Source organism: Solitalea longa (genome assembly GCF_002920915.1).
In the GTDB taxonomy this organism is placed as follows: domain Bacteria; phylum Bacteroidota; class Bacteroidia; order Sphingobacteriales; family Sphingobacteriaceae; genus Solitalea; species Solitalea longa.
Genome location: NZ_PQVF01000007.1, coordinates 263,474 through 275,420, shown reverse-complemented (window position 1 = coordinate 275,420; position 11,947 = coordinate 263,474). Strand labels below are relative to the sequence as shown.

11 protein-coding genes are annotated in these 11,947 nt (G+C 37.9%); 5 read left to right on the top strand and 6 right to left on the bottom strand.

Translation table 11 applies throughout. The features are described 5' to 3' along the window. Nucleotides 1-93: 93 nt before the first annotated feature. The 3 genes from C3K47_RS11755 to C3K47_RS11745 all read right to left on the bottom strand — a co-directional run bounded on the left by C3K47_RS11755 (nucleotide 94) and on the right by C3K47_RS11745 (nucleotide 2,686). Nucleotides 94-1,548, bottom strand: coding sequence for an NERD domain-containing protein (locus tag C3K47_RS11755; protein WP_165784688.1), 1,455 nt, complete (start codon nucleotides 1,546-1,548; stop codon nucleotides 94-96). 142 nt (nucleotides 1,549-1,690) lie between these two features. Further along, nucleotides 1,691-2,281, bottom strand: a complete 591-nt coding sequence (locus C3K47_RS11750; RefSeq protein WP_103789331.1) for a hypothetical protein — start codon at nucleotides 2,279-2,281, stop codon at nucleotides 1,691-1,693. An 18-nt stretch (nucleotides 2,282-2,299) separates the two neighbouring features. Continuing rightward, nucleotides 2,300-2,686, bottom strand: a complete 387-nt coding sequence (locus C3K47_RS11745; RefSeq protein WP_103789330.1) for a DUF4359 domain-containing protein — start codon at nucleotides 2,684-2,686, stop codon at nucleotides 2,300-2,302. A 339-nt stretch (nucleotides 2,687-3,025) separates the two neighbouring features. Here C3K47_RS11745 and C3K47_RS11740 point away from each other — a divergent pair, with 339 nt between their 5' ends. Further along, nucleotides 3,026-3,454, top strand: a complete 429-nt coding sequence (locus tag C3K47_RS11740) for a hypothetical protein (RefSeq protein WP_103789329.1) — start codon at nucleotides 3,026-3,028, stop codon at nucleotides 3,452-3,454. An 89-nt stretch (nucleotides 3,455-3,543) separates the two neighbouring features. Here C3K47_RS11740 and C3K47_RS11735 read toward each other — a convergent pair whose 3' ends face one another. Continuing rightward, on the bottom strand, nucleotides 3,544-6,879 hold the full coding sequence (locus C3K47_RS11735) for a glycosyltransferase (protein WP_103789328.1): 3,336 nt from the start codon (nucleotides 6,877-6,879) through the stop codon (nucleotides 3,544-3,546). Nucleotides 6,880-7,031: 152 nt separating this feature from the next. Here C3K47_RS11735 and C3K47_RS11730 point away from each other — a divergent pair, with 152 nt between their 5' ends. The 4 genes from C3K47_RS11730 (at nucleotide 7,032) to C3K47_RS11715 (ending at nucleotide 9,972) form a co-directional block, all read left to right on the top strand. Next, nucleotides 7,032-7,484 carry a MarR family winged helix-turn-helix transcriptional regulator gene (locus C3K47_RS11730; protein WP_103789327.1) on the top strand — a complete coding sequence of 151 codons (453 nt, stop codon included), beginning with the start codon at nucleotides 7,032-7,034 and terminating at the stop codon, nucleotides 7,482-7,484. A 72-nt stretch (nucleotides 7,485-7,556) separates the two neighbouring features. Continuing rightward, nucleotides 7,557-8,096: a YceI family protein gene (locus C3K47_RS11725; protein ID WP_103789326.1), complete on the top strand. Its 540-nt coding sequence runs from the start codon at nucleotides 7,557-7,559 to the stop codon at nucleotides 8,094-8,096. Nucleotides 8,097-8,170: 74 nt separating this feature from the next. After that, nucleotides 8,171-9,043 carry a pirin family protein gene (locus C3K47_RS11720; RefSeq protein WP_103789325.1) on the top strand — a complete coding sequence of 291 codons (873 nt, stop codon included), beginning with the start codon at nucleotides 8,171-8,173 and terminating at the stop codon, nucleotides 9,041-9,043. A 65-nt stretch (nucleotides 9,044-9,108) separates the two neighbouring features. Next, nucleotides 9,109-9,972, top strand: coding sequence for a pirin family protein (locus tag C3K47_RS11715; protein WP_103789324.1), 864 nt, complete (start codon nucleotides 9,109-9,111; stop codon nucleotides 9,970-9,972). A gap of 50 nt (nucleotides 9,973-10,022) precedes the next feature. Here the strand turns inward: C3K47_RS11715 and C3K47_RS11710 are convergent, their stop codons facing one another. Both C3K47_RS11710 and C3K47_RS11705 read right to left on the bottom strand, forming a co-directional pair. Beyond that, nucleotides 10,023-11,291, bottom strand: coding sequence for an aspartate kinase (locus C3K47_RS11710; RefSeq protein ID WP_103789323.1), 1,269 nt, complete (start codon nucleotides 11,289-11,291; stop codon nucleotides 10,023-10,025). A gap of 114 nt (nucleotides 11,292-11,405) precedes the next feature. Next, a complete protein-coding gene (locus C3K47_RS11705; RefSeq protein WP_103789322.1) occupies nucleotides 11,406-11,858 on the bottom strand; it encodes a GNAT family N-acetyltransferase in 453 nt (150 codons plus the stop codon). Nucleotides 11,859-11,947 lie beyond the last annotated feature (89 nt).

The window sequence follows — 11,947 nt, the reverse complement described above, 5'->3', positions numbered from 1 at the left end:
TGGAAAGTTCTAGCTACGGTGGAACTCATCTGGCTTTCAAAAACTGCTTCTCCTAATTTAAGGGCCACACAAAAACAGAACTTCAATTCATTGTTATTGCATTTGAAGATATTCATTCCATAACCAACCAGTTGTACCGTTATAGTCAACTTTGTACCAGTATGCTGTTTGACCATAAATTGTTTCACCATTACCGCTTTTGTCTATGATCTCTACTTTTTCGTTAAAGGGAATAGTTAGTAATATTTTACCTCTCGAGCTTGGCTGGTCTCGTAGATGAAGTCCTTTTTTTGAATTTATTCTCGCTGTCTGTGCGCTATATTGGAAATTGGCCGTCTTGGATGAGTCAAAGGATTGCCTTAAAAAATCAATGAACGTAATAGTAATGGCAATTAAGGCAACCCCAAAAATGAGTTTGATTGTTTTCCACTTGTTAATTGTGTCAACGTTTGAATAAGTCATTGAACCAGAATCCAAAGAAGGCCTAATCGATCTTTCACTTTTCGAAATGGGTACAGGTGTTTTAGTGAAATTGTCCCTGTTAAGACTAAGTAAAAAGTTGGCTATAATTTGTGTCTCTTTACTTGAAAAACTGGGTTTAAAATACTCCACATAATTCCGAAGTTCTTTTAAGATCAATATTTTCACATGTTGAAACTCTTCCCTTGGTTTCTGATTAATTAGCACAATAAGATTTCTTATTGGAACTTTTCTTTCTCCCCAATGATGATGGTCAAGTGAATTAGTGATTCTTCCAGTTAAAATTTTAAATAAGGCAAAGTTGGTTCTTTTTATTTGCTCAACGGGTGAACGTAAATTTATATTATTTAATGAATGCTCACTCCAGTTTTTTGTTTCGATAAGAAAAATACCAGCAGGAGAGATTAAAATGTGATCAATTTGAACAGATTTTATATAGTCGTTCTCTTTCCGGTTATAAATTGGCGGATAAAATGAACAAGTAAAATCATTTATTAAAATATATTCATCAGGTAAATTTTCTAATTCATTGGAAACCTTCTGCTCGCCTAAAGCGCCATATATAGTAGTATTTAATTCATCAATTAAGCTTTTTTTTCTTTCGAGTTCCTTAAGTTGCAGTGAGCTACTCTGCTTAACTGCATCCATAAAATGAGAGGTGATATATTGATATCGATTGATCTTTTTAGTAAGCGTATTAGTAGATTCTTGAATTGAATAAGCAATTTCTAGATTCAAATTAAGTTCGATCTCTCGAATCCTTTTCTTGATGCCTATTTTCTTTAAGTAGTTAGTAAATGTGTTGAAAATATTAAAGTGTGACGATAGTAAGCTTCCTAACTGTTGCTTTAATTTTTCAAGTTCAAAAAACAGTTCTTGTTCAATTTCATTTTTTCTTGTCTTAATGAAATCTTCTAACTGTACTATTTCTTTGTTAAGTGTACTCTTTTCTTGCTCGATTAAGATTGAATGATTTGAAATAATTTCCTGTTGATTACCTGAATAGTTTTTTTGAAAAGTTATTAATTCATTTAATGAGCTGAACTCATTTACATTGTGATTACGCAAATGAGATTTTATTGTTGTTAGTGAACCAACGGGTCTATAAACTTTGCACATATTCCTCTCCCAATTTCTTACCTGCTGGATGTCTTGTCCTTATAGCCAAAGTAGCATACAAGGTTTCCGTACCTGCTTTTATTATTCAAAATTACAGGTCATCTATAGCATTAGCTTTTATAATTGAACCATTGATTTTATCATGATATACTAACATCACAAAACACTTGGATGCCCCTTTATGTTCGATGGATAATTGAATACTACCTTTTTCTGTTTCGAAGGAGGTGTAATATTTACATCTGTCAAATTGCACTTCATACATTTTGTAGTTGTCGTCAGGTTCTGAATAAGATTGAAACTTCTCTACACAATCTGAAGGTTGACCATATTTCTCAGTTAACATTTCTTTCAATGAAAAGTAATTGGATGAAAGAGATGACCAAGTATCACATTCAGGAAACACTACGGCAATTTTACTAACCAAATCCTTTTGCTTCAACGTCGATACTCCTACAATACAGCCTTTAAATGCAGCAAAATCACCTTTTAATAGAGCTGTCCCATCATCTGTCCCAAAATGAATAAAACCATTTTGTTTCATTTTAGCAACATACTCGGTAAGTGTTCCATCAATAGGAACTCCTTTGAACATAAGATGGCCCGATGGCTTAGTATTCACTTGCGCAAATGAAATGATAGCAGTTAATACAAAAATTATTGATACGATTAGCTTCTTCATATTATAATAGGTTTTTAATCAATGGATATTATTTTTCAATTGTTCATTTAATAGTTTGTCAACTTTTTCGCTTATAAACACATTTCCAAAAGCTCCAATACCAATAACTTTTGCTTGGCCTTCCCATGTGATCTTTGTGGTTGAAAACAATACATAATTATCGGTACTCACCAAGTTGTCAGTTATTTGATCAATTAAGGCCCCACCCAGCATTATCCCAAGTGCTTGCCCTGCTTGTTCCCATTTATTTTTTGATTTCGTATGACTTTTCTTCATGGATTTTTGCAGGTAAGCATTTAATTTATTCTTGAGAACCTCTTTATGCCTGTCCTGATTTGGATTCGTCAATACAGCTACAAGAATAATCAAACTGAATATTAAGAGTACTACGTGATTTTTCTTCATCTTCTTACTAATTAAAGAGCACCATCATTTGGTTATTCCGGGACAAAATCGTTTTTAGCAACCCGCCAAAACTATCATGTTCGAAAAGTGATAGGATTGATTTTAATCAATAAATATCCTGGTCGAATTATCGGAAGTGATTAGAAGAAATTTTTCAGAATCTGCTCTAAAGGAATAGTTAGGGCTCTTATAAGAATTGTAATTGCTTAATACCTTTTTTGGGTGTATATCAAAGAATCCCCTATGAAAAATACTAAGAACTGAGTATTGCATACGGGGGATGGCTTTCTACATCTTTGCGGCAGAAATTTCATTCAAAATCAATCTTAAATTAACCTTATGTACCAAACCTTTACAAACAAATTAACCAAACTCTTTCTATTAGTTTTAAGCGTATTTGCTTTAGTAAGCTGTGAGCCGGCATCAGAATATGCCGAAGATGCATCTGAAAGCGGTGGCTTTTACGCAACAGATATTAATGGAACATGGAAAGAAACGAAAACCGGTCTTGTTATTAGAATTTCAGGAGTGACTTCTTCCACTTCAGGAACTGGAGTACTAACAAATGCAGGAACAGCTTTTCCTTCAGCTGCAGTAGGAGGTACCCCTCTAACTGTGATAGAACATCAGAGCGGTGGCTATTGGGATGCTTACAATAATACTTATTATACCAATGGTACCTGGGGTCAAACCAAGGTTGTTGGTCTAGCTATGAATGATGCCAAAACTGAATTTAGAATCGGTACTGCTGTTTACAAAAAACAATAGATCAATAAGAATTAAAGTTATCACAAAACCACTGCTGTATTCAGCGGTGGTTTTGCTGTTTTAGTAGAATCGTTACAGTTTTAACTCTACTAAGCACTAAGCTCTACACTGCCGCTTCGTTTTAAAACTCCCCAGGTCATGAGCTCGCCTTTTAGTGCATTGAGTAATGCTTTTAGCAGCACAAAATACATTAGCTGACGATAAAAGAACCGTTGCGGAATCAGTAGCCAAAGTTTATAAACAGGTTCTTTTTCAAATGAAAAGGCAATTGCAGCGCCTAAGGCATCTATCAAAATAAAAATTAAGTAGTAGCCCAATACATAGGTAACGCCTCCGGCAATTAATGCGTATATCATCAACAGATCGGCAAGTGGTGATATTAACGGCATCAGCAATTGAAAAATCAACAGATTGGGCATAGCCACCATACCCAGCGATTTATAATTTACATTGAAACAAACATTGCGGTGTTTCCAAAACGATTGCATAATACCAAAGGTCCAGCGGAAACGTTGTTTCAGAAACATTTTTACCGTTTCAGGCGCTTCAGTAACAGCAATAGCTTCAGGCGCATAAGCTACTTTCCCGCCATTTTTTAATAAACGTATCGTTAGATCACAGTCTTCGGCCAAGGTATCGGAGGTAAACAATCCCGCTTTTATTAATGCTGATTTTTTGAAAGCGCCATTGGCACCGGGTATAACGGTGATACAATTCAGCAGGTCAAAAGCCCGGCGATCGAAATTTTGAGCCGTTATGTACTCAATCGACTGCCATTTGGTAAGCAGGTTCAGTTCATTGCCCACCTTCACATTGCCGGCCACGCCAACCACCTCATTGCTGTTAAACTTTTTCATTAACTGGGTAATGGCATCGGTTTTTAACAGCGTGTCGGCATCAATACAAACCACATAATCATATTTAGCATGGGCAATTCCAAAATTTAAGGCCGAAGCTTTGCCTCCATTTGGTTTTGTTAAAACCGTGACGTGTTGGTGATTATAAAAATGACTGTCGACTATTGAATAGGTATTGTCTTTTGAGCCGTCATCAACAAAAATCACCTCAAACTCAGGATAGTCGCTTTTTAGCAGGTTGATAACTGTTTTTATTGCGTTTATTTCTTCATTATAGGCCGGAACAATAATGCTCACCCCGGGTTTCAATGTACTATCAGTAAACTGTTTCCTTTTTTGCAGGTAAGCCATTATCCCAATAATGATCATCCGCGCAACGGAAAGGATAATACCTAGGATGAAAACAGCTTCGAGCACATGTTGGAAATAAAACATGAGCACCGCCAGCAAGAAATTAATTTTAGAAAGCATCAGGTCTTTAGAGTTACTCAAAGCCGGCATCAGATCTTCGTGTTTTTTGCCCAGTAAATCGGCAACGGTAATAAACTTATAACCTTTGTTTTTAAAATAATGGATGATGCGCGGTAAAGCTTCAATGGTAGCGGTTCTATTTCCTCCCGCATCATGAAGTAGAATAATACTACCTAACTGTTGTTGGTCAACTACGCGTTGAAAGATAGTATCCGCCGAAACATCTTTTTCCCAGTCGCGTGGGTCAATAGATTCACCAATGGTTACGTAATGGTCTTGTTTACTCATGGCTACAGGTTCAATTTCCGCAAAGCTTTGGGGCTCGGCGTCGGCGTTAAAAGGAGGTCTGAACAAAACCGTTGAATGACCGGTGATGCATTCAATTAGCCGGCGTGTGGCATTCAATTCAAGCCGCTGACGTTCGGGCGTCATCAATGCCAGGTTAGGGTGGGTAAAGGTGTGATTGCCAATTTCATAGCCCTCTTTATAGATCTGTTTTACCAATGGAATGTTGTTCTCGGCATTTTCACCGATCATAAAAAAAGCCGCTGGCACATTTTCTTTCTTTAAAATATCTAAAATGGCGGGTGTGTATTGTCCATCAGGACCATCATCAAAAGTTAACAAAACCTGCTTATTGGCCATTCCGAACTTTTTAACCACGTAGGAGGTAGGCAGTTTTTGGTACTGCTGCTCGGTTATTAAATTATTCTTCTGATCGTAGGCTACTTTAATATATCCATTCTGTGGACTGCTTAAAATATCCAATACTTCACCTTCGCCAATATAATCCACTGCAGTACCGCCACTGAGGTTTTGCATTTGATTTTGATTGAAAAGCTGAGCTTTAGGGTCATTAAAATCTTTTTTATAGAAGGACCAAACCCTTGGGTCTTCCGAACCCAGTCGCCATAGTGAAACGCCGGCTAACCCTGCCTCGTTGGCGGTTACCATCGTGTTAAAGTCGGTGGCAGCATCGGTAAAAAATACCTGGTGTTCTATATCGGCATCATCCGAATAGGTGTAAGAGAGGTTATAATCATCATTGTTATACCTGATCTTACCTTCTGATTCTGCAGCTGTTGTCAGGGCTTCCTGGTAAGTAATGTCTTCGCCTTCACTGTCTTTTGCCCAATCATAACCATATGCGGCCAAGCATAAAATGATCTTATCCTCCGGAATTACCTCTTCCGTTGTTCCTATGGCCGATTCGATCCAATGCAACTGAGCAATTGGGCCCGGCTTACTGGTAGAATAATGCTGGTCATAAGCCATTAAGCACACGTAGTCATTGTAATTATTTACGGCTTTCAGATTATAATCCGCGTTTCCGGGAGCAATATCCTGTGTTACCAAAAAACCTTTGGCATGAAGCTCGGTATAAAGTTCTTTTTGAAAAGCGATCAGGTACTCATCGGTGGTTTCGTTGAGATCTTCAAAATCAATATTTACACCTTGAAACTTGTATTGATCTAACTTTTTTACAACACTGGCAATAAATAATTTTCGTTTCTCAGGGGAGGAGATGATGCGGTGCACATTGGCTGCATTCCATTTTTCATTGCTGAAATTGGAGATCATGGGAAGTATTGACACCTTATGTTTTTTCATTAGCTCTAGCGCCGCTTCATCAATATCAGTTTGAACCACATCCGAAGTGTCGGTTACAAAGAACCATTCGGGCATGATCATGTTCATTTGATCAATATGAGTTTTTAAAGTGCTGAACGATTGTGCATCCCAGTTTACATAATAGCCCGCCCGAATAGCCATCGGTTCATTTGGGTTGGATTTATGGTGGCTGCGCATCTTTATCTCACGCGGTTTGGCATGAAGCAACTTGGCTTTTAATTTATTGTACGATTGGTTTTGTTCATTCCGGAACATAATCGGATCGTCGGGATTGAGGATCTTTTTATAGGCGAGGTTTTTATTGCTAAGCTTTGGCAATGCCGTTCCTGAACTTCTCCATAACGCTATTCCGAAGGTAGTTCCTAAAACAAGGAAGAAAAAAATGCAAAGTCTTACAACCCACAAGAAACGTTTCCAACGTTTGGTGTTTGAGGTCTGAAATACCTGGTGTTTAGATTCAGACATACGATTTAGAATTGGTAACGACTCAAATTAAAACAAGCGTAATGAAGAAATAATGAAGAGGTTAGGTTTATTGTAAGCAGGGAAGAAATAAGTATTTGAATTGTTACGAAAATATTTGTTGCAACAAATATTGTTTTTACTATATTTGTAGTGTGAAAATTGAACAGGAAATATTACAGGAGAAATTTGAAGATAGCTATCAGAAGGCGATCATCAATTTAATATTTACCAATAACTGGTTGCGTGATCTGCAAAACGAGCATTTTAAGCAGTATGATATTTTGCCTCAGCACTTTAATATACTAAGAATTATCAGAGGAAAGCACCCAAACCCGGTATCGCCAGGCGAAATAAAAAAAGTAATGCTCGATAAGGGTAATGATATTACACGTTTACTCGATAAAATGGTTGTTAAAGAACTGATCGACCGGAAACTTTGCGAGCACAATAGAAGAAAAATGGATATAACAATTACTGATAAAGGATTAGAACTTCTAACAGCGATCGATGTTCCATTAACTATTTTTCTTGATTCGATTAAAAACAGATTTAGTAAACACGATGCTGAGCAACTCAGTGATCTGTTGGATAAGCTAAGAGGATAGGTCCTTTTTTTACCTAAATAGATGTTTAAACAAATAATTTTTTAAAATAAGTAAAATCTAAATTCTAATAATATGGCAAACTCAAAATGGGCGATTGACCCTTCGCATAGCGAAATTCAATTTAAAGTAAAACACATGATGGTTAGCAATGTAACCGGTAATTTTGGTAAGTTTGATGTGGACGTTGAATCAACGGGGGAAGATTTTGATCAGGCCAGCATTGCATTCACTGCAGATATTTCTTCGATCTCTACGGGTAATACCCAACGCGATGATCATTTAAAATCACCTGATTTCTTTGATGCGGCAAACTATCCGCAGTTAAAATTTGTTTCAACTGAGTTTAACAAAGTTGATGACGAAGAATATGAACTTACAGGTAACCTGACAATAAAAGACGTAACCAAATCTGTTAAACTTAAAGTGGAGTTTGGTGGTTCAGGTAAAGATCCCTGGGGTAATAAAAAAGCTGGTTTCAGTATCCAGGGTAAAATAAACAGAAAAGATTTCGGCTTAAATTGGAATGCAGCCCTTGAAACAGGAGGCGTTTTGGTAAGCGATGATGTGAGGCTTTCTGCCGAAATTCAATTGGCTGAAGTTGTTGAAGCTTAAACTACGTTTTATCATTAACCGTTAGGTGCATCGAGAATAAACATGGTTTAAATAATCATTAAAAGGTTAATAAAATGGCAACAAAACAAATAAAACAAGTACTTAGCGGAGCATCTCCTCATATGGTGGGAGATGGTTTCCGTGTATCCAACTATATACCAGGTCCGGCTAATATTGCCCAGCAAACCAACCCGTTTATTATGCTGGATTATAATATGCCGTATAATTTTCCGCCTTCAGATTACCGAAGAGGTGTTGGAGAGCACCCTCACCGGGGATTTGAAACAGTAAGTATTGCTTACGAAGGGCAGATTGAACATCGTGATTCTTCAGGTGGCGGTGGCGTAATCAGTGCCGATGATGTGCAATGGATGACCGCCGCTTCGGGTTTAATGCATGATGAGTTTCAGTCGCAAGCATTTGCCGAAAAAGGAGGCATTCAGCATTTTATCCAAATATGGGTGAACTTGCCGGCCAAAGATAAAATGAGTCCACCTAAGTATCAGGCAATTACCAATGAAAATATCAGTGTTTATAAAATTGATGATAAGGGAAGCGTAAACCGCATCATTGCCGGTAATTTTAAAGGTATTCAAGGTGCTGCAAGTACCTTTACTCCAATTGAAATGTATGATCTAAGAATGGTTGCGGGAGCGGAGGTCAGTTTTGATATTCCGGCTTCCAACAACACCATGATTTTGGTAACCAAAGGCAGTTTCACTATAAATGATGAACAAAAGGCAGGTCATAAAGATTTCGTTTTGTTTAAGCATGAAGGTGAAACCATTAAGCTGAAAGCCGATGAAGACAGCTACGCAATGGTATTGAGCGGTGAACCGATCAACGAACCGATTGTAAGCTATGGGCCATTTGTGATGAATACCAAGGAAGAGATTGTTCAGGCAATTGATGATTTCAATGCAGGTAAATTCGGATCAATTCAATAAATTGTTACAGCAAAGTTCGGTTGATCTTTAACCGAACTTTGTTGTTTATAAAATCCAGCTAAACCATGAAAAAGAACATTTCCCACCTGCTTTTGGGTCGCGAAAAGAACATTACGGATACCGAAGTAGTATTGCAGCCTTTGCCTCATAAAGATTTTCGTTTTGCTAATCCTTTTATTGTGGTCCATCATTTAAGGCCACAAACTATTTTGCCGGGTTCGCAAGAGTTCAGGATCCATCCGCATCCGCACCGTGGTTTTGCTCCGGTTACATTTATGCTGCAGGGGCAAGGCTACCATAAAGATAATGCAGGTCATGACATGGTGGTTGAAGGGGGAGATGTGCAATGGATGTTTGCCGGAAAAGGGCTTCTGCATAGTGAAGGACCGACGAAGGAATACATTCAACAAGGTGGTGTTTATGAGCTGATCCAGATTTGGGTGAATGTTCCAAAAGCGCATAAATGGGATGCCCCGTTTTACCAGTTTGCCCGTAAAAGCGAATTGCCTGAGGTATTACAGCAGGAGGGAGTGTCGCTTCGTTTGGCATCAGGAGAGTTTGAGGGCAAAGTAGGAGGTATGAAGCGTTCCTTTACGGCCGTTATTTCAATTATTGGGGAAGTAGCTAAAGGTAAAACCGTTGATTTTCCGGTTAAAGCCGGTTATTGGACCCTGATCTATGTGGCGCATGGTTCAGTTACCATTAACGATCTACAAGTGGTTACAGAGCATAATCTCATTGTTTTTGAAAAGGATGGAGATGAAATAAAGCTTACGGCTAATGAAGATGCACAATTGCTATTCTTATCGGCCGAACCAATTGATGAACCAGTTGCCGCTAAAGATAATTTTGTAATGAATACGCCCGAAGAAACATTACAGGCAATTGAAGATTATAAAAAAGGTGTTTTTGGAACGCTGGATTACTAAATAAATGGAGTTAAACAAGAAGGCCGTCTTTTGGAGACGGCCTTCTTGTTTTATTTACTAAGATCTTTAACTACCATTTGTATGGTATGCCTGCTGCGTACTTCCAGCAAAATGTCCTTATCAACCAAAACACGGTCAATCGTTGCCTGATTGTAATGCCTGATGGTGATCAGTTCAAGGTTATCGTTGTAACGAACCTTAAAGGTTTTCTTTAAGCTATCAATTAAAGCTGGTGTTTTGCGCTCATCAAAATCGACGCTTACCGAAAAGCTGATGGCCGAATTATGCATGGTGTTAATTTTAACGCCATGGTCATGAAACAGTTCGAATATATCACTCAAATTCTCTTCTACAATAAACGAAAAATCGGTAGGAGAGATCGAAATCAACACCTGTTTTACCTTAAAAATAAAGGAAGGAATGATGTTTTTAGCCGATTCATTGCTGATTACCGTTCCACTTTCCTCCGGTTTAATAAACGACTGAACATACAGCGGAATCTGCTTGTTTTGCAGCGGCTTAATGGTTTTAGGGTGAATGACGGTAGCGCCATAATAAGCCAATTCAATGGCATCTAAATACGAAAGCTGATCTAACTTTTGCGTTTCATCAAACCATTTAGGGTCTGCATTTAAAACCCCCGGAACATCTTTCCAGATCGTCATGCGCTCAGCATCCAGGCTATAGGCAAAAATGGCTGCACTATAATCTGAGCCCTCTCTACCTAAGGTGGTGGTAAAGTTTTCCGAAGTACTTCCAATAAAACCCTGTGTTACTATTATAGAGCCTTTTAAAACACCTGAAAGCTCATTTTTAATCAAATTAGAGGATAAGTCCCAATCTACTTTACCTTCACGATAGGTGTTATCGGTTTGGATAAAACTACGTGCATCGATCCATTTGGTGGGTTGTTGGGTATTCAAATAATGCGCAACTATTTTGGTCGAAACCAGTTCACCTATAGAAACGATCTGGTCATACACAAAATCATAATCCTCATGAGGTTCATCTTCTAATATCCAATCGATCTCAACAAAAGCATTGGCAACTTCATCATGAACGGTTTGTCTTTCATTGTTTTCAAAAAGTTCATCAATAATGTCAAAATGATAATTTTTGATCTTGTCAAAAATTTCATGCATATCTTCATTTCCGTTGAAGAATGATTTGGTCAGGTCTTCCAGGGCATTGGTGGTTTTACCCATAGCCGAAACCACAATCAACAATTCCTTCGGACCGTATTCTTTTATAATTTTTGAGAGATTTTTAACACCACTGGCATTCTTTACTGAAGCTCCGCCAAACTTGAATATTTGCATTAATCTTGGTTTTTGTTTTTATGTGTACTTTGGATCAAAAATAATGGAATGATAGAATGGGAGAATGATAGAAGTCTAGGATTTATTCAATCATTTTATCATTCATTCCTTCACTCATTTTATTTCAATGCTGCAATTTATCCATTCGGCATCAAAAGCAGCTTGGTATTTTTTATAAAAATTGATAGCCGGTTCGTTCCATTCTAAAACCTGCCAAACCATGCCGTTAAAATTCTTTTCGCGGGCTTCAACGATCAATCGGTCGAACAGCAGCTTGCCAATACCTGCACCACGCATTTCTTCGGTAACTAAAATATCTTCCAGGTACATCCTCGAGCCTTTCCAGGTCGAATATCTCACATAATACAAGGCAAAACCTACCACATAACCATCTTTCTCGGCCACAAAAGCTTTCCAAACAGGATTTACACCAAATCCGGTTTCTTCAAAATGTTCAAGTGTTACGGTTACTTCATCAGGTGCCTTTTCATATTCGGCCAGTTCTTTTATCAGTTCTAAAAGACGCGGACAGTCTTCTTTTCTGGCGTCTCTAATGTGTATTGACATAGCTGTTAGCAATTAGTTATTAGCGATTAGCTTTATAAGCAATTAGACCTAATTGCCGTTTTCTCCTACTATTTATTGAGTACTGTCGA

Coding starts and splice junctions, on each gene's coding strand:
- C3K47_RS11750 (WP_103789331.1), bottom strand. CDS start 2,281: ATGAAGAAGCTAATCGTATCAATAATTTTTGTATTAACTGCTATCATT.
- C3K47_RS11745 (WP_103789330.1), bottom strand. CDS start 2,686: ATGAAGAAAAATCACGTAGTACTCTTAATATTCAGTTTGATTATTCTT.
- C3K47_RS11740 (WP_103789329.1), top strand. CDS start 3,026: ATGTACCAAACCTTTACAAACAAATTAACCAAACTCTTTCTATTAGTT.
- C3K47_RS11735 (WP_103789328.1), bottom strand. CDS start 6,879: ATGTCTGAATCTAAACACCAGGTATTTCAGACCTCAAACACCAAACGT.
- C3K47_RS11725 (WP_103789326.1), top strand. CDS start 7,557: ATGGCAAACTCAAAATGGGCGATTGACCCTTCGCATAGCGAAATTCAA.
- C3K47_RS11720 (WP_103789325.1), top strand. CDS start 8,171: ATGGCAACAAAACAAATAAAACAAGTACTTAGCGGAGCATCTCCTCAT.
- C3K47_RS11715 (WP_103789324.1), top strand. CDS start 9,109: ATGAAAAAGAACATTTCCCACCTGCTTTTGGGTCGCGAAAAGAACATT.
- C3K47_RS11710 (WP_103789323.1), bottom strand. CDS start 11,291: ATGCAAATATTCAAGTTTGGCGGAGCTTCAGTAAAGAATGCCAGTGGT.
- C3K47_RS11705 (WP_103789322.1), bottom strand. CDS start 11,858: ATGTCAATACACATTAGAGACGCCAGAAAAGAAGACTGTCCGCGTCTT.